15 protein-coding genes and 1 tRNA gene are annotated in these 16,681 nt (G+C 71.0%); 7 read left to right on the top strand and 9 right to left on the bottom strand.

The features are described 5' to 3' along the window. Positions 1–220: 220 nt before the first annotated feature. Positions 221–1,672, bottom strand: a complete 1,452-nt coding sequence (locus JOF43_RS03560) for a mechanosensitive ion channel (RefSeq protein ID WP_342592077.1) — start codon at positions 1,670–1,672, stop codon at positions 221–223. A 203-nt stretch (positions 1,673–1,875) separates the two neighbouring features. Beyond that, entirely contained in the window at positions 1,876–3,408 is a 1,533-nt protein-coding gene (locus JOF43_RS03565; protein WP_209899200.1) for a protein adenylyltransferase SelO, read from the bottom strand. Between the two features lie 146 nt (positions 3,409–3,554). On the opposite strand from JOF43_RS03565, the gene JOF43_RS03570 reads away from it, so the two are divergent. From JOF43_RS03570 to JOF43_RS03590, 5 genes are all read left to right on the top strand, one after another. Further along, positions 3,555–4,751: an ROK family protein gene (locus tag JOF43_RS03570; protein WP_209899203.1), complete on the top strand. Its 1,197-nt coding sequence runs from the start codon at positions 3,555–3,557 to the stop codon at positions 4,749–4,751. A 67-nt stretch (positions 4,752–4,818) separates the two neighbouring features. After that, a complete protein-coding gene (locus JOF43_RS03575; RefSeq protein WP_209899205.1) occupies positions 4,819–5,715 on the top strand; it encodes a sugar phosphate isomerase/epimerase family protein in 897 nt (298 codons plus the stop codon). Positions 5,716–5,828: 113 nt separating this feature from the next. Beyond that, on the top strand, positions 5,829–6,890 hold the full coding sequence (locus tag JOF43_RS03580; RefSeq protein WP_209899208.1) for a Gfo/Idh/MocA family protein: 1,062 nt from the start codon (positions 5,829–5,831) through the stop codon (positions 6,888–6,890). Between the two features lie 114 nt (positions 6,891–7,004). Then, complete coding sequence (gene fdhA, locus JOF43_RS03585; RefSeq protein ID WP_209899211.1) at positions 7,005–8,231, top strand: formaldehyde dehydrogenase, glutathione-independent; 1,227 nt, start codon at positions 7,005–7,007, stop codon at positions 8,229–8,231. Positions 8,232–8,443: 212 nt separating this feature from the next. Further along, the gene (locus tag JOF43_RS03590; protein WP_209899214.1) at positions 8,444–8,992 is read left to right on the top strand and encodes an NYN domain-containing protein; all 549 of its coding nucleotides are present in this window, start codon (positions 8,444–8,446) and stop codon (positions 8,990–8,992) included. A 33-nt stretch (positions 8,993–9,025) separates the two neighbouring features. On the opposite strand, the gene JOF43_RS03595 is transcribed toward JOF43_RS03590, so the two are convergent. Next, positions 9,026–9,970 (bottom strand): NADP-dependent oxidoreductase, encoded by a 945-nt coding sequence (locus tag JOF43_RS03595; protein ID WP_209899217.1) that lies wholly within the window; start codon positions 9,968–9,970, stop codon positions 9,026–9,028. A 140-nt stretch (positions 9,971–10,110) separates the two neighbouring features. Here JOF43_RS03595 and JOF43_RS03600 point away from each other — a divergent pair, with 140 nt between their 5' ends. Next, entirely contained in the window at positions 10,111–11,487 is a 1,377-nt protein-coding gene (locus JOF43_RS03600) for an NAD-dependent succinate-semialdehyde dehydrogenase (protein ID WP_209899220.1), read from the top strand. A gap of 252 nt (positions 11,488–11,739) precedes the next feature. On the opposite strand, the gene JOF43_RS03605 is transcribed toward JOF43_RS03600, so the two are convergent. The 4 genes from JOF43_RS03605 to JOF43_RS03620 all read right to left on the bottom strand — a co-directional run bounded on the left by JOF43_RS03605 (position 11,740) and on the right by JOF43_RS03620 (position 14,266). Continuing rightward, positions 11,740–12,564, bottom strand: a complete 825-nt coding sequence (locus JOF43_RS03605; protein ID WP_209899223.1) for an alpha/beta fold hydrolase — start codon at positions 12,562–12,564, stop codon at positions 11,740–11,742. An 88-nt stretch (positions 12,565–12,652) separates the two neighbouring features. Beyond that, a complete protein-coding gene (locus JOF43_RS03610) occupies positions 12,653–12,886 on the bottom strand; it encodes a hypothetical protein (protein WP_209899226.1) in 234 nt (77 codons plus the stop codon). Between the two features lie 5 nt (positions 12,887–12,891). Then, complete coding sequence (locus JOF43_RS03615) at positions 12,892–13,128, bottom strand: hypothetical protein (protein ID WP_209899229.1); 237 nt, start codon at positions 13,126–13,128, stop codon at positions 12,892–12,894. 148 nt (positions 13,129–13,276) lie between these two features. Beyond that, positions 13,277–14,266 carry an SDR family NAD(P)-dependent oxidoreductase gene (locus tag JOF43_RS03620; RefSeq protein WP_209899232.1) on the bottom strand — a complete coding sequence of 330 codons (990 nt, stop codon included), beginning with the start codon at positions 14,264–14,266 and terminating at the stop codon, positions 13,277–13,279. Positions 14,267–14,369: 103 nt separating this feature from the next. On the opposite strand from JOF43_RS03620, the gene JOF43_RS03625 reads away from it, so the two are divergent. Continuing rightward, a complete protein-coding gene (locus JOF43_RS03625; protein ID WP_209899235.1) occupies positions 14,370–14,822 on the top strand; it encodes a MarR family winged helix-turn-helix transcriptional regulator in 453 nt (150 codons plus the stop codon). Between the two features lie 149 nt (positions 14,823–14,971). Here JOF43_RS03625 and JOF43_RS03630 read toward each other — a convergent pair. Both JOF43_RS03630 and JOF43_RS03635 read right to left on the bottom strand, forming a co-directional pair. Further along, positions 14,972–15,055: transfer RNA gene (locus JOF43_RS03630), tRNA-Leu, on the bottom strand. 118 nt (positions 15,056–15,173) lie between these two features. Then, the gene (locus tag JOF43_RS03635) at positions 15,174–16,532 is read right to left on the bottom strand and encodes an amino acid permease (RefSeq protein WP_209903057.1); all 1,359 of its coding nucleotides are present in this window, start codon (positions 16,530–16,532) and stop codon (positions 15,174–15,176) included. Positions 16,533–16,681 lie beyond the last annotated feature (149 nt).

A 16,681-nucleotide genomic window follows, 5' to 3' on the forward strand; every position in this document is an offset into this window, starting at 1 on the left:
GCCCCGTCCCGCCTGTGGTCCTGACCGTAGCACCGCCTGCCCGGTGGCCCCCGACCGATCGGTGTCGACCGTTGGCAGCACCTCCGGCGCGGCGACTGCTCGCGCCGGGGCGATACCCGGGGGGCAGGTCCTTCTCCCGCGACGAGGCCGCCATGGAGCGTCCATGGCGGCCTCGGCGGTCACTGCTGGAGGAGCCGGGCTCTGCGGCCCGGAACGCGGATCAGCCTTCCGGTCGCGGGGGAATCGCGGGGCCGGCCGACGGGGTCGGGCCCGCATCGGGCGGACCCGAGGAGGGCGGACCTGACGCAGCCGGACCCGAGGACCCTGGACCCGAGGAGGCGGGACCGCCCGTGCCCGGGGCGGTCGACGGAGCGGGCTTCGCGGCCTGCGCCTTCTCGAACTTCGCGAGCTGGCGGGCCGCGGCGTCGCGTCCGCCCAGACCGAACGCCAGCATCGCCGCGGCGGCGGCACCGATCACCAGGGCGCCGAAGGCCATCTGGATGATCGAGTCGGCCACTCCCATGGACTGCAGGCCCATGGCGGTGAACAGGATGATCACGGCCCACTTCACGACGGTGCCGGCGGTGCCCGAGAGCACCTTGCCGACGATCATCGCGATGAAGAAGCCCGCCGCGATGATCGCGCCGCCGAACAGGACGTTGCCGCCCAGGGCGAGTATCTCGGTGAGGATCGCGGTGATCTGCGGGAAGCCCAGCGCCTGGGCGCCCATCACGGCGAAGAACAGCACCACGGCGATCTCGACCACGCGCAGCACGGTCGGGGTGGCCGAGGAGCCCTCCGGGAGGATGTCCTGCTTGGTCAGCCAGGCGTCGATGCCGGAGCTCTCCAGGATCGGGCGGAACAGTCCGGAGACGAACCGGGCGATGAGCACGCCGATGGCCACCAGGACCACCGCGGCGATGATGTTCGGGATCGCGGTGAACACCGCGGTGAGCATCGCGGAGGCGGGGTCCGAGATCGAGGCGATGCCCAGGATCTGGAGCGCCGCGATGGACACGACGATCATGATCAGGGCGAACACGACGGAGCCGAGGATCTCGGGGACTTTCGATTCCTGACGGCCCTGCGGGGCCTGCTGACCCGGGTGGCCGGGCTGGCCCTGCGGGCCGGCGTGCTGCTGGCCCTGCGGCGCGGCGTGGGACTGGGTGCTCTGCACAGCGCCCTGGGCCGCAGCGGCGGGACGACCGGCGGAGGTGACGCCCCCGGTGGCCTTGTCGAAGCCGGACTGCGCCGTTCCCAGCAGTTTCCCGAAGTCCACGGCGTTCAGCGCGGTCACGATCAGGGCCCGCACGATCTTCGCGATCGTCAGGCCGATGATGAAGACGAAGACGGCGCCGATGATGTTGGGGATGAACCCGAGAGCCTGCTCGAGCATCGTGATCACGGGCGAGAGCACCTGGGAGAGCTGGAAGATCCCGAGGATGATGATCAGGCCCAGCAACCACACGATCATCGAGGCGATGGTGCCGATCGAATTGCCGAGCGCAGCTCCGTCCACTCCGGGGCGCCGCAGAGCGGGCACCTTCTGCGTCAGACCGGCCACGCCCTTCTTGACCACCATCGCCAGAATCGCGGTGATGATGAGGATGACGACGGCGGCGAGGACTTTCAGTCCCAGCCCCGCCCAGTCGAAGTTCGATAGGGAGTCCACGGGATCCTCCGGAAAGTCGAGGTACGGGATGGTCGCCGATCACCAACGAGCCTGAGAGGCACGATCAGCAATCGACCAAGCAACCTTCACGGTTCCTTCACGAAGAGCATGGACTATGACGCAGATCACGTCCAGAGTTCCTGGTGAGACGTGGAAAGTCGATACTTCACGGCAAAGTCGGTGTCCGAAACCTGCCGATTTCCTCAGGTCCCGCAGAAAGTCATGAAGTGCTCGCCCCCGTCGCCCGGCCCGTCGAGGTGCGCATGCTCCTCACGGTGGGCGAAGGGCCGTCGCACGGCGTCCAGCAGGGTCCGCACCGGAGCGAGATCGCCGAGGTGCGCGGCGCGCAACGCGGCCTCAAGGTGCACGTTGCGCGGGATGTGGACGGGGTTCGTGCACGCCATGGCCTCCCGGGCGGCGTCGGCCCGCGCCCCGGTGCCGCGCAGTGCGAGCAGGCGCGCGTGCCAGGCCTCGAAGGCAGCGGGGTCGGTGCACAGGGCGGCCGGGTCGGCGTCGGTAAGGGCCCGGAAGAAGCCGGTGTGGTCGATGCCCTGCTCCTCGAGGAGGGCGAAGAGGTCGGTGCCGAGGGCGCGGATCGCGGCCGCACGCTCCGCGGGCGGTCCGGCCTCGTGGGAATCGGCCGCCCAGGGGATGCCGAGCTTGGCGGCCAGGCCCCGGGTGTGAGCGTCGAGCACGTGCTGCTCGAACCCTTCGAGCACCGCGGTGGCCTGCTCGACCGCCGCGTTCGGATCCTCCTCGTCGAGCAGCTCGAGCAGCGTCTCGGCGAAGCGGGAGAGGTTCCACAGCGCGATGCCGGGCTGGTTGGCGTAGGCGTAGCGGCCGCCGCGGTCGATCGAGCTGAACACGGCGCCACCGCGATGGACATCGAGGAAGGCGCAGGGCCCGTAGTCGATGCCCTCTCCGGACAGCGCCATGTTGTCGGTGTTCATGACGCCGTGGACGAACCCCACCAGCATCCACTGCGCCACCAGCTCGGCCTGGCCGCGCATCACCGCCTCGAGCAGGGCCAGCGGCGGGTTCGCCGCCTCCCCGGCGGCCGGGTGATGGCGGGAGATCGTGTGCTCGGCCAGCGCTCTGCGCACCTCGAGGTCGTGGTGCCAGGTGGCGTGCTCGAAGGTGCCGACCCGCAGATGACTCGCCGCGACCCGCACCAGCATCGCGCCCGGTTCCGCGGTCACGCCCTGGCGGGGAGCGATCTGCTCCCCCGTGGTCAGGACCGCGAGGGCACGGGTGGTGGGGATCCCGAGAGCGTGGAGGGACTCGCCGACCACTGCCTCGCGCAGCATCGGGCCCAGCGGCGCCTTGCCGTCACCGGCTCGGGCGAAGGGGGTCGCCCCAGCACCCTTGAGGTGCAGGTCGCGCCGGCGTCCGAGGGTGTCGACGAGGTCGCCCAACAGGACGGCCCGGCCGTCGCCGAGCTGCGGGTTGGCGCTGCCGAACTGGTGACCGGCGTAGGCCTGCGCGGTGGTGAAGGGATGGACGGGGGCGTCGGCGCCGGCGGGCAGCGGACGCCCCTGGCCGTCGAGCCGCCCGCTCAGCAGGGCGAGACCTTCGGCGCTGCGCAGGTGGTCGGCGTCGTAGCCGAGTTCGGCGGCGAGGTCCTCGTTCAGCCAGGCCAGCTCGGGGTGCGGGGCGGCCTCGGCCTGCCAGGGGACGGACAGCTCCGGGACCGCGGCGGCATAGCTCTGGTGAAGCACCGGACCATTCATGGGCATCCCTCGCTTCCTGTCCTCCACGCTACCGCGCGCTGCGCGTGGGCCCTTGACACCGCTCGAGGACGGGCGAAGACTGGACCTCTATTGTGCAACCGGGTTTCATAACAGCGCGCCGGCTGCCGGGACCACGAGGGCGAGGGAGCTCGATGAGGACGGCCGACGACGGCGCACCCGCTGCGCGCCCCGACCCGCGACCCGGGACGGCGGTGCGCCAGGGCAATGCCCGGGACTGCGTGCTCGCACTGCGCGAGGCCACCTCCGCCCTGACCATCGGCGAGATCGCCGCCCGCACCACCCTCTCCCGCCCCACGGTCGAGAACGTCCTGCACGACCTCCTCGCGGTCGGCACGATCTTCCGTGCACCCCTGGCCGAGGACCGCTCCGGCCGGCCCGGGCGCCCCGCCCGCCGCTTCGCCCTCGATCCCTCGGCGGCGACCGTCGCGGCCCTCGACCTCGGCGAGCGCACCGTGAGCTGCCTGGTCACCGACGCCCTCGGCGACGTGCTCACCCGAAGCACGGTGGGGGTCGAGGCCGGTGACCACCTCACCGCGATCGAGCAGGCCCTCGGGCGCACGGGCCACCGACCCGACGTGATCGGCCTCGCGGTGCCGGGCATCCTCGCCGCGGACGGGCGCCTCGCGCGCAGCCTCGCGCTGGAGGATCTCGTCGGCCGCGACCTCGCCGCAGACGTGGCCCGACGCCTGGACTGCCCGGCCGTGGTCGAGAACGACATCAAGCTCGCCGCGCTCGCCGAGCGCCATCTGGGCCCGCCCGCCGACTCCATCGCCTACCTGCAGATCGGCCATCGCCTCTCGGTGGCCCTCATCGTGGACGGGGTGATTCTGCAGGGCAGCCACCGGCTGGCCGGCGAGCTCGGCAGCCAGCGCGGGATGCGCTGGACCAGCACCTCGTATCGCGGACGGCTGACCTGGTCCACCGGGGACGAGGCGAAGCCCCTGCTGGAACGGGCGGCGGCCGGGGAGGATGCCGCGAGGGACGAGATCGAGGAGTTCTGCGCCGAGATCGCGCCGCGGCTGGCCACCGTGCTGCTGACGGTCGATCCCGAGCTGGTGGTCGTCGGCGGCGGCCTGTCGCGGGAGGGCGAGACCCTGCTCGCTCCGCTGCGCAGCAGCCTCCACCATCTGCTGATGACCCCCGAGAAGCCCCAGGTGGTGGCCGCCAGGCTGCGCCGGGACGGGTCTCTCGTCGGCGCGCTCGGCCGGGCCTTCGAGCACGGCTCCGGCCACGTCGCCGGGGTGCCGGGGGTGCCCGCGCCGTGGCAGCGCTTCCTCACCCTCCCCGCACCGCCCGACGCCGCGGAGCCGTCGGCCGCCGCTCCCTGACCGCCGCGGCCGTCCCCGCATTCGACCACCGACCAGAACCCACCGACCACGATCGCGAAGGATCCTCATGACCACCGGCATCAGCCTCGGCTTCAGCTCCTACAGCTTCCATTCCCAGATCTCCACCGGCGCGATGACCCTTCCGCAGGTGATCGACTGGGTGGCGGCCCACGACGGCGAACACCTCGAGCTCGCCTCCCTCGGCGACAGCCCGGACGCCACGATCCCGAACATCGCCTCCGATCCGGCCTACGTCGACCAGATCCGCGCAGCCGCGGAGAGGGCGGGGGTGACGCTGTCCACCCTGGCGATCGGCGCGAACTTCTTCACCGACGACACCGAGGAGCTCGCCGCGCAGATCGACCGCGTGAAGGCCCACGTGGACCTCGCCGACCGCCTCGGGATCCGCCAGATGCGGCACGACGTGGTCGCCCACGCCGGGCTCTCCGGCGACGACACCCCGCTGTTCGAGCAGGCGCTGGCTCCGATCGTCGCGGCGAGCACGGAGATCGCGCAGTACGCCGCGACCAAGGGGGTCACCACCAGCCTCGAGAACCACGGCTTCTTCGTGCAGGCCGCGGACCGCGTGCGCCGGATCGTCCAGGCCGTCGACGAGCCGAACTTCCGCACCACGCTGGACGTGGGCAACTTCGTGTGCGTCGACGAGGATCCCACCGTCTCGGTCCCGCAGAACCTGCCCTACGCGATGGTCGTCCACCTCAAGGACTTCTACATCCGACCGGCCGACGCCGATCCCGGCGAGGGCTGGTTCCGAAGCCGCGGCGGCAAGCACCTGCGCGGCGCGGTGGTCGGCAACGGCGACATCGACCTGCGCTCGGTGGCCCGTTCGATCACCGACTCCGGCTACACCGGATTCGTCTCGATCGAGTTCGAGGGCTGGGAGGACTGCCTGCTGGGCTGCGAGCGCGGCCTCGCGAACGCCCGCCGTCTGCTCGGCCTCTGATCCTCCGCACCTGCGGGCCCGCCCGCACCGCCCACACCCCCTGAGCCACCCGCACCTGCGAGACCACCCTCACCCCGAACGATCGGCCTCACGGCCGGAAGGACACCCCACTCATGACGAAGTTCCGAGTCGGCGTCATCGGCGCCGGAAGCATCGCCCAGTCCCACCTGACCGCCTACGCCGAGAATCCCGATGTCGAGCTCATCGCCGTCGCCGACATGAACCTCGACCGGGCGCAGTCCGTGGCCGACCGCTTCGGCGCGAAGCGGGCCTATGCCGACCCCCACGAGCTGCTGGCCGACGCCGAGATCGACGCGGTGAGCATCTGCACCTGGAACAACTCCCACGCCACCTGGGCGATCGCCGCGATCGAGGCCGACAAGCACGTGCTGGTCGAGAAGCCGATCGCCCGCACCCTGGCTGAGGCGCTCGAGATCCAGAAGACCGCCGAGGCTCGTGACCGGGTGGTGCAGGTCGGGTTCGTACGCCGTCACTCCCCCAACTGCCAGGTGCTGAAGTCCTTCATCGACGCCGACGAGCTGGGCGAGATCTACTACGCCAAGGCCAGCTGCCTGCGCCGGGTGGGCAACCCCGGTGGCTGGTTCGCCGACAAGGACATCGCCGGCGGCGGCCCGCTGCTGGACATCGGCATCCACGTGCTGGACCTGTGCTGGTACCTCATGGGGTCCCCGAAGGTGGTCTCGGTCAGCGGCAACACCTACGACAAGCTGGGCAACCGCGCGAACGTCACCACCATGCCGCGCTACAAGGCCGCCGATTACGATCCCAGCCGCAACACCGTCGAGGACCTGGCCAATGCCGTGATCCGCTTCGAGAACGGGGCCTCGCTGCTGCTGGACTGCTCCTACTCGCTGCACGCCACGAAGGATTCGATCGACGTGTCCGTCTACGGCGAGAAGGGCGGCGCGGAGCTCGAGCCGGCCCTGCACATCGCCACCGAGATGCACGACTCGGTGGTCAACATCGAACCGCAGATCGCCTCGCGGACCTTCGAGTTCGGGCTCGGCTTCGCGAACGAGATCCAGAACTTCGTGGACGCCGGGCTCGGGCGGGCCGAGTCGGTCGCGCCGGCCTGGCACGGCGTGGAGATCGTGCGGATCCTGGAGGCGATCTACGAATCGGCCGAGCTGGGGAGAGAGGTCGCGATCGCCTGACCTGCGGCCCCATTGACTTCGCGGGGCGCGCCGCCGAGGCTGGGGGCGTGGAGGTCACCGCACCGGGACCCCCGGCGGCGGGATGACCCCCCGAGCGGGCAAGGAGGCCTCATCATGTCCAGCAATCGCGCCGTCGCCTATCAGGGCCCGGGGAAGGTCGAGGTCATCGACATCGACTACCCCGGCTACGAGCTGAAGGACGGGCCGGGGGTCAACCCGGACAACGTCGGCAGGAAGCTGCCGCACGCTGCGATCCTCAAGGTGGTCACCACCAACATCTGCGGGTCGGACCAGCACATGGTGCGCGGCCGGACCACGGCACCCGAGGGTCTCGTGCTCGGCCACGAGATCACCGGCGAGGTGGTCGAGACCGGTCCCGGCGTCGAGTTCATCGTCGAGGGCGACCTCGTCTCGGTGCCCTTCAACATCTCCTGCGGACGCTGCGTCATGTGCAAGACGCAGCGCACCGAGATCTGCCTGAACGTCAATCCCGACCGCCCCGGCAGCGCCTACGGCTACGTGGACATGGGCGGCTGGGTCGGCGGCCAGGCCGAGTACGTGCTGGTCCCCTACGCCGACTGGAACCTGCTGAAGTTCCCCGACAAGGACCGGGCCATGGAGAAGATCCTCGATCTGACCATGCTCTCGGACATCTTCCCCACCGGGTTCCACGGGGCGTACACGGCGGGCGTGGGCCCCGGCTCCTCCGTGTACATCGCCGGTGCCGGTCCGGTGGGCACCGCGGCGGCCGTGGGTGCCCAGCTGCTCGGTGCCGCGGTGGTCATCGTGGCGGACATGAACGCCGATCGCCTCGCCAACGCCGAGCGGTTCGGCTGCGAGACGATCGACGTCTCCCAGGAGGACCCGCGCGAAGGCATCGCCCGCATCCTGGGCCGCGAGGAGGTCGACGCCGGCGTCGACGCCGTCGGCTTCGAGGCACGCGGCCACGGCAAGGAAGCTCAGGAGGCTCCGGCCACGGTGCTGAACACGCTCATGGACGTCACGGCGGCGGGAGGTGCGCTCGGCATCCCCGGCCTGTACGTCACCGGCGACCCGGGCGGGGTGGACGAGGCGGCCCAGCAGGGCTCACTGTCGCTGCGCCTCGGCCTGGGCTGGGCAAAGGCGCTGTCGTTCACCACCGGACAGTGCCCCGTGATGACCTACCACCGCCGGCTGATGGAGGCGATCCTGCACGACAAGGTGCGGATCGCCGACGCCGTGAACGCGACCGCGATCTCCCTGGACGACGCCCCGCAGGGCTATGCCGCCTTCGATGCGGGCGTGGCGAAGAAGTACGTCATCGACCCGCACGGCATGACCGGGAAGGTCCAGGCGGCATGAGGCCGACGCCGGAGCCCGACCCGGGGCTCGCGGCGTAAACGGCGGGGACGGCCCGAGAAGGATCGCCGCCTGGGGACCGATGTGCACGGGAACATCGGTCCCCAGGCGGCGATCCTGCATGCCAGGCCCGACGCAGGCCGGACCCCGGTCGGGAACAGCACAGGCGACCGCCGGCGGCACGTCGGCCCCGCGCGAGCGCGTAGTGTCGAGCCATGACAGATCGCACCACGTACCTCCTGGTGGACGGCGAGAACATCGACGCCACGCTCGGCATCTCCGTCCTCGGGCGCCGCCCCCAGCCGGAGGAGCGGCCCCGCTGGAACAAGCTGCTCCATCACGCGGAGGTCACGTGGGACCAGCCCGTCCGGGGTCTGTTCTTCCTCGCCGTCGGCGACAGCCTGCCCTCCGGCTTCGTGCAGGCGCTGATCGCCCTCGGGTACAAGACCATCCCGCTGCGCGGCGAGGGCAAGGTCGTCGACATCGCCATCCAGCGCACCGCCGAGGCGCTCGCGTCCCGTCCGGCCGACGTCATGCTGGTCAGCCACGACCGCGACTTCGTCCCGCAGATGGAGGACCTGGCCGCGGAGGTCGACCGCCGCACCGCCGTGGTCGGCTTCCGCGAGTTCATGGCCACGGACCTGCAGGAGATCCCGGGGATCGAGTTCCACGACCTCGAGTACGACGTCGCGGCGTTCACCAGTCGGCTGCCGCGGGTGCGGATCATCGACATCGACGAGTTCGATCCGCTCGAGTTCATCTGAGGCCGCTGCGGGGTCGCCCGCCGCCGCAACACCTCAGGCCGTGAGGTCCAGCACGAGCCGCCCACGGACGCCTCCGGCCTCGAGCCGGCGGTGCGCCTCGGAGGCCTCGGCCGCAGGCAGCACGTCGGCCACGCGCAGGGTGAGCACTCCCTGCTCGGCGAGGTCGCGCAGGGAGGCGAGCATCTCGCGTTCCTCCGCGACGTCGTGGACCATGACGGGTTCGACGCGCAGTCCACGCTCGCCCTCGCCCCGGTAACCGCGGAAGGTGGCCACCGCACTGCCGTCGGCGACGGCCGGCAGCACCTGCGCGGACTGGATGGACGCGTCGGCCAATGCGTCGACACCCTGCGGCACGACCTCGCGGATCCGCTCGGCGACGTCCTCCCCGCGGCGCACGACGACGTCGGCCCCGAGGGTGCGGACCAGCTCCTCGTCCTGCTCCGCCGCATCGGCGACCACCGTGAGCCCGTCGGCCCGCGCCAGCTGGATCAGGTACCCGCCGAGGGTGCCCGCCGCGCCGGTCACGGCCAGGGTCTGCCCCGCCTCCAGGGCGAGCAGGTCCAGAGCGTGTCGTGCGGTGAGCGCGTTCATCGGCAGCGTCGCAGCCTCCGCGTCCGAGGCACCCGATGGGGCCCGGACCACCGATCCCACCGGCAGCACGATCTCCTCGCGGTAGGCGCCGTGGGCGCCGGAGGGCGTGACGATGCCGACCACGCGGTCGCCGACGGCCAGACCGGCCTCGCCGTCCGCCCCGAGCTCCGCGACGATCCCGGCGACGTCCATGCCGGGGACGTCTCCGGGCCCCTCCGCCTGCGTCGTGGTCGCGCGAGCTCCGCTTCGCACCCCGATGTCGGTGGGGCTCACCGCTGCAGCGCTCACCCGTACCCGGAGGGTCCCGGGCTCGAGCTCCTCGCCGGGGACGTCGATCTCGTGCAGGGCCTCAGGGCCTCCGTACCGTGTCACTCCGATGGCTCGCATATCTCCTGCCTAGCACCGCCGCCGAGGCCGGGCAACAGACACGGACCACCTGGTCGCCGCCGGCCGACGCGACTCCTGAACCGGCGACCGATCGGACGGTCCCCTGTACAGGCCGGGCCGCGGGGCCCGAGGGTGGCGGCATGGCTGGATACACGACGACCAACCCGACCACGGGACGGACCGACGAGGAGTTCGCCGGACTCGACGACGCCGGAGTCCAGGACGCACTCTCCCGGGCCCACGCGGCCCACCCCCACTGGCGCGGCACCCCGGTGCAGGAGCGCGCGGCGGTCCTGGAGCGGGCCGCCGACGCCTACGACGACCGCCGCCAGGAACTCGCGGAGCTCATCGCCACGGAAATGGGCAAGCCGCTGCAGCAGGCCCTGGGCGAGGTCGAGCTCGCCGGCTCGATCTACCGGTGGTACGCCACCCACGGACCCGACCTGCTGCAGCCCGAGCAGCTGGACCCGCAGGGCGCCCAGGAATCGCTCGTGCAGACCGAGCCGATCGGACCGCTCATCGGCGTGATGCCCTGGAACTACCCCTACTACCAGGTGGCACGGTTCGTCGCGCCGAACCTGATGGCCGGCAACACCATCCTCCTCAAGCACGCGGGCATCTGCGCCGCTTCCTCCGAGGTCATGGCGCAGATCCTCTACACCGCCGGCGTCCCCGAGGACGCCTACGTCAATCTCTTCGTCTCCCACGACCAGCTCGCCGACATGATCGCCGACCCGCGGATCCGCGGCGTCTCGCTCACCGGCAGCGAGAAGGCCGGTGCCGCGGTCGCCGAGAACGCCGGACGGCACCTGAAGAAGTCCGTGCTCGAGCTCGGCGGCTCGGACCCGCTGATCGTGCTCGAGGACGCCCGCCTCGAGGAGGTCGCCCGGATCGTCGCCACGGCGCGACTGTCGAACGCGGGGCAGGCCTGCAACTCCCCCAAACGTCTGATCGTTCCCCACGAGATGCTGGACGCGTTCGTCGCGACCGTCGTCGAGGTCTTCGAGAACGCGACGCTCGGCGATCCGCTCGATGAGCAGGTCGACGTCGGGCCGCTGTCCTCCGTCGGCGCCCGCGACGGCGTCGTCGAGCAGGTCGAGCGGGCCGTGGACCAGGGGGCGACGCTCCACACCGGCGGGGAAGCGCTCGAGGGGGACGGGGCCTTCATGCGGCCCGCGGTGCTGACCGGGGTGACGCAGGAGATGGATGCCTATGCCGAGGAGATCTTCGGTCCGGTCGCGGTGATCCACGGCGTCGGCTCGGTCGACGAGGCCGTGGAGCTGGCCAACGACGTCCCCTTCGGGCTCAGCGGCTCCGTGTGGGGCACGGACCTCTCCCGGGCGCAGGAGGTCGCCGATCGCCTGGACGTCGGGATGGCCTACGTCAACGAGCACGGCACGACGCTGCCGGGTCTGCCCTTCGGCGGGGTGAAGCGCTCCGGGTTCGGCCGGGAGCTGGGCCGCTGGGGCATGGGCGAGTTCGTCAACGTCCGCCTCCGCCGCACCGCTGTGGCCTGAACCGCTCACGGGCAGGAGCGGATCGCGGCGCGCCCCCTGCGGGATCACCGGCCGGGACGCTCCTGTTCGAGGGGCCCCGGCCCGGCCTGCTCCCGGAGGGAACGTCCATCCCTTCGGGGTGCTCGGCGAGGAGCTCAGCGACCTCGCCCCGGAGCGCCGAAGGGAGATCTGGGCCTGCACCCCGCTGCTCACCGGCGCCCACCACGATCCGGCCGAGCCGATCGACGAGGTCCACGACCATCCCGGCAGCACTCAGCCGCGTGCCTCGAGCACCTCGTCCACGAAGGCGGTCACGTCCGCGAGCACCTCGTCGCGGTTGGTCTCCTGGAAGATCTCGTGGCGCGCGCCGGGGTAGGTCCGCACGCGCGTGGCGGCGCCCTCGAGAGCCGACAGCCCGGCTCGGCTCGCCGGCAGCGGCACCAGCTCGTCGCCCTCGCCGTGCAGGTACAGCAGCGGATGGTCCCCGACCGTGCCCGCGGCGGTGATCATCCGCAGCGACCGCTGGATGGCCTCGAGGGTGGGGCGCTTGAAATCTCCGTGCCAGACCAGGTCGTCCTCGGCGTAGGTGCTGCCGACCATGGGATCACGGGAGAGGACGGCCGGGTCGATCGGGGTCGGCGGGATCTCCTCCAGCGCGAGCAGCTCGTCCACGATCGCCCAGGAGCCGAGCACCGGTCCGGACAGGACTGTCGCCACCAGGGATTCGGGGTGGACCTGGGTGTAGCGCGCGGCGATCATCCCGCCCAGTGAATGGCCGATGAGCACGATCGGCAGCTCCGGGTGCTGATCACGGGCGTGACCCACGACGAGGTCGAGGTCCGCGACGACGGGTTCGAAGTCCTCGATCAGAACGCGTTCACCGTCGCTGCGACCGTGCCCGACGTGGTCCGCGGCGTAGACCGCGGCACCGGCGTCGCGGAGCCGGGCGGCGACCCACGCATAGCGGCCGACGTGCTCCCCGTAGCCGTGGGCGAGCACCGCGATCCAGCGCGCGTCGGCGAGGTCCCAGGCTCGTCCGACGAGGTCGCCGCCGTGGCCGCTGAGGGTGAAGTCCGTGGACGGTGCGTCGTTGCTCATGACGCCATGATGCCCGCTCGCCGATGCCCCTGCCGACGCCGTGCCCGGACGCGGCGCGCGAGCCTCGGGGCCGCTCGCAGTGCCGGGGTCAGACCCGGTCGGTCGCTTCGCCGGCGCCCGCGTGACGTGCGCAGTGCGCGCAGCAATACATCGCGCTGCCGTTCTCGACCCCGTGGCCGATGATCCGGCAGCCGCAGTGGCTGCACTCGGGGGCCATGGCGTGGATGGCGCATTCGAAGCTGTCGAAGACACCGGTCCGTTCACCCTGAGCCACCGTGAACGGCTTGTCGTACTCGTTGCCGCACACATCGCAGGTGGCCATCGCACTCACGCCCTGCTGAGCCGTTGGGCGAGCAGGGCCTTCGCCGTCTCGGCTCCCTTGGTGCTCTCGTGCTGCGCCTTGCTGAACAGCTCGGCGAGCTCGGTGTCGCCGTCACGCTCGGCGTCGGCCTTGTAGCCCTCCAGCCGGAGAGCGTTGGCCAGGCACTGTTCGGTGAACCAGACCAGGTTGTAGTTCTTGTCCTTAGTCCCGGTGACCTCTCCGCCGTCGGTCGGATGCGTCATGACAGGCTCCTTCCTCTGCGTGGCATGTGGCGTCCGCCACATCACGTCCGAGGCTAGTCAGGTGCCGTCGGCGTCGTACAGGGGACCGGCGACCGATCGGACGGTATCCGTCGGGTGCGGCGGCCCCGCGCTCGGGGCCCGGGCCGGCTCACTGCACCGACCAGCCACCGTCGCTGGGCAGCACGACCCCGTTGAGGTTCACGCCGTCATCGGAGAGCAGGAAGGTGATCGAGGCGGCGATGTCGTCAGCGGGAACGACGGTGGGGATCTGGGCCTGGAACGGCTTCAGCCGCTCCGAACCGGCCTCGGACACCGACGACGGGAACGGGATCCCGGTGGCGACACCGCCAGGGGCCACGGCGTTCACGCGGATGCCATGAGGGCCGTACATGAAGGCCGCGGACCGCGTGAGGCCGACGACCGCGTGCTTGGAGACGGTGTAGGCGTTGCCGGAGGCGCCGCCGCGCAGAGCCGCTTCGCTGGCGACGTTCACGATCGCACCGCCGGAGGCGGCCATCATCGCGGGCAGCACGGCGCGGGTGAGCTTGAAGGTGCCCGTGACGTTGACGTCGAGCACCCGGTCCCACATCTCGTCGCTGGTCTCGTGCAGCGGGGAGAAGTCGTCGTTGATGCCGGCCACGTTCGCCAGGCCGTGGATCGTGTCCCCGGCGGCGTCGATGATCCTCTCGATCGACTCCTGGTCGGTGATGTTCCCGGCGACCGGGATGATGTCCAGGCCCTGCCGGGAGGCGGCGAACTCGGCCAGCCTCTCCTCGGAGAGGTCCACGGCGATGACGCGGCCTCCCTCGCGGGCGAGGCGGCTCACGGTGGCGGCGCCGATCCCACCAGCGGCGCCCGTGACGATGACGGTCCTGCCCGTGAAGCGAGCAGCGCCCGCCGCAGGTGGCTCCTCGGCGGGCAGCTCGCCCCCGTTGACCTGGCGCACGAGGTCGTCGACGACCGACTGCGGGAGCTTCCCCCGGCTCTGATCGACCAGCTGCTGCAGCGGTAGCGAGGCGATCTGGGAGCGGACGTCGGCGGGGACCTCGGCCCGATCGAGCAGCCCTTCGAGCAGCGGTCGCCCCTCAGGGTGGGCGAGCCACTGGCGGAGGGTGGAGGCGGAGGTCAGAGCGGGCATGAGGGGCTCCTTCGGGGAGAGAGGTGGTCGCGTCCACGAATCTGCTTAGCCTCACGCTAAGCATGATCACTGGGCAAGGCCTGGGAGCACCTATCCTGAGCCGGTGAGCGAGGACCAGGACCGCACCCGGGCGATGCAGCGGATCGAGCGACTGCTGGTCGCGATCTCCGTCCGGTCGCTGCCCCGCCTCGTGGGCTCCCTGCTGGATGCTCACCTCACCGTGAAGCAGCTCAAGGTGCTCTCAGCGCTCACAGGCGACGAGTCCCGCACCCTCAGTGACCTCGCCGGCGAGTTCGGGGTCTCGCTGGCGACGATGTCCGGCCTGGTGGACAAGCTCGTCCAGCGCGATCTCCTCGAGCGCACCGCCGACGCCGCGGACCAACGGATCAGGCGGCTGCGGCTGACGGCGCTCGGGCGCTCGGTGGTCGCGGAGATCATCTCCCCGGACCCGCGCCTGGGGGATGACGTGGTGGCCGGCCTGGACACGGAGGAGCTGGAGGCGCTAAAGATCGCTCTGGATGCGGTCGATCGCGAACTGCGGCGGCTCCCCGACTGACCCCGTCCGGCCGACGGAGCGCACCGACCGGAATCCAGAGCCGGGAATCCTCCCCCGGGGGGAAGGACTCCAGAATCCGTTCCGGGCGACCATCCCACCGGACAATGAAAAACCCCGGCCCACCAAGGTGGGCCGGGGAATTCCTGCGGTGCGCGAGGGGGGACTTGAACCCCCACGCCCTTTCGAGCACACGGACCTGAACCGTGCGCGTCTACCAATTCCGCCACTCGCGCATATCTTCGACACCGGGTCATGGAGGCGCCGAGGCCGAAGGTTCCCCTAGGTTACCCCTGCCGGTCCCTCAGCCAAAACCGGCTCGCTCGACAGTAACGAACACCACGTCCATCTCTCTCAGCGCATGCTCTCGGCCTCGTCGAAGGCGTCCTGGATATCGCCCGGGTCGATTCGACGGCGGCCGACGACGACGTACAACACCGTCGCGGCCAGCACGGCCGGGACCCCGACCAGCGCGGCGATCTGCATGCTCGGTCGCACCGCGATGGTGGCGAACACCGCGAGCAGGCCCACCATGCCCAGTGCCGCGGCGAGGATCCCGCCGGGCATCCGGAAGGTCCCGCCCGTGATCCCGCTGCGGCGGAAACGGATGTAGGTGGCCAGGATCAGCGCCCACACCATGATCACGGCGAACACCACCAGGCTCATCATGTAGCCGAACACGCCGCCGACACCGCTGAAGGCGAGCAGTGCCGCCCCCACCAGGCCGATGCAGCTCAGGGCGATGCCGACCACCGGCACGCGGCGGGCCGTGGTGTAGGCGGCGAAGCGTGGGGCGAGGCCGTCGGAGGCCAGGGAGTGGATCATGCGGCTGCCGGCGTAGAGGTTCGCATTGGCTGCCGACAGTGCGGCGATGAGCACCAGCAGGTTGGTGATGTCGGCGGCGCCGGGGATCCCGATCCGGTCGAAGACCATGACGAACGGGGAGGTCGCGACGTCGTCTTCGATGTCGGCGGCCTCCCGCCACGGCACCAGGCACAGCACGATGCCGATGCAGAACACATAGAAGAACGCCAGACGCACGATGGTGGTCCGCGCGGCGGTGCGGATGGACCGGGCGGGGTCCTTGGCCTCGGCGGCGGTGATCGAGAGCAGCTCGATGCCGCCGAAAGAGAACATCACCACCGACAGCGCGATCCACACCGGGGCCCAGCCCATCGGGGCGAAGCCTCCGTCGGCCGTGAGCTCGACGAGCCCGAGGGCCGGTGCGCTCGGCATCCCGAAGAACACCAGCACGAGGCCGATCACGATGAACACGAACACCGCGATCACCTTGATCGAGGACAGCACGAACTCCACCGCCCCGAAGGAGCCGACGCTGGAGAGGTTGATCCCGAGGATCACCGCGGCGAACAGGATGATCCCGGCCCAGATGGGGATCGCGGGCACCCAGTAGGAGAGGTAGGCGGCGCAGGCCACGAGCTCGGCACCGGTCACCGAGACGGTGACGATCCAGTACAGCCAGCGGGAGAGGTAGCCCCAGAACGGGGAGAGGTAGCGGGCGGCGAGGGTGCCGAAGCCGCCGCGCACGGGGTGGCGGGAGGCCATCTCCCCCATCGCCAGCGCCACGGAAGCGGCGATCAGGGAGCCCAGGGCGAAGGAGATGATCACGGCGGGGCCGGCGATGCCGATCGCCTGGCCCGAGCCGAGGAACAGCCCGGTACCGAGAGCGGAGCCCATGGCGATCATCGCCATCTGGCCGTGACCGAGGGAACGGGCGAGGCCCTGGTGACCGCCCTCAGCGGGCCGGCCCGGGTCGGTGGGCGCTGAGGACGCGGAGGAGGGAGACGGGGTGTTCACCCGCACGAGGATACGAGAGACGGGCCGGGTGTGCGCGAGCGGTG

It is taken from the genome of Brachybacterium sacelli (assembly GCF_017876545.1).
Taxonomy (GTDB): Bacteria; Actinomycetota; Actinomycetes; order Actinomycetales; family Dermabacteraceae; genus Brachybacterium; species Brachybacterium sacelli.

Coding starts and splice junctions, on each gene's coding strand:
- JOF43_RS03565 (WP_209899200.1), bottom strand. CDS start 3,408: ATGCCCATGAATGGTCCGGTGCTTCACCAGAGCTATGCCGCCGCGGTC.
- JOF43_RS03570 (WP_209899203.1), top strand. CDS start 3,555: ATGAGGACGGCCGACGACGGCGCACCCGCTGCGCGCCCCGACCCGCGA.
- JOF43_RS03575 (WP_209899205.1), top strand. CDS start 4,819: ATGACCACCGGCATCAGCCTCGGCTTCAGCTCCTACAGCTTCCATTCC.
- JOF43_RS03580 (WP_209899208.1), top strand. CDS start 5,829: ATGACGAAGTTCCGAGTCGGCGTCATCGGCGCCGGAAGCATCGCCCAG.
- fdhA (WP_209899211.1), top strand. CDS start 7,005: ATGTCCAGCAATCGCGCCGTCGCCTATCAGGGCCCGGGGAAGGTCGAG.
- JOF43_RS03590 (WP_209899214.1), top strand. CDS start 8,444: ATGACAGATCGCACCACGTACCTCCTGGTGGACGGCGAGAACATCGAC.
- JOF43_RS03595 (WP_209899217.1), bottom strand. CDS start 9,970: ATGCGAGCCATCGGAGTGACACGGTACGGAGGCCCTGAGGCCCTGCAC.
- JOF43_RS03600 (WP_209899220.1), top strand. CDS start 10,111: ATGGCTGGATACACGACGACCAACCCGACCACGGGACGGACCGACGAG.
- JOF43_RS03605 (WP_209899223.1), bottom strand. CDS start 12,564: ATGAGCAACGACGCACCGTCCACGGACTTCACCCTCAGCGGCCACGGC.
- JOF43_RS03610 (WP_209899226.1), bottom strand. CDS start 12,886: ATGGCCACCTGCGATGTGTGCGGCAACGAGTACGACAAGCCGTTCACG.
- JOF43_RS03615 (WP_209899229.1), bottom strand. CDS start 13,128: ATGACGCATCCGACCGACGGCGGAGAGGTCACCGGGACTAAGGACAAG.
- JOF43_RS03620 (WP_209899232.1), bottom strand. CDS start 14,266: ATGCCCGCTCTGACCTCCGCCTCCACCCTCCGCCAGTGGCTCGCCCAC.
- JOF43_RS03635 (WP_209903057.1), bottom strand. CDS start 16,532: ATGGCGATGATCGCCATGGGCTCCGCTCTCGGTACCGGGCTGTTCCTC.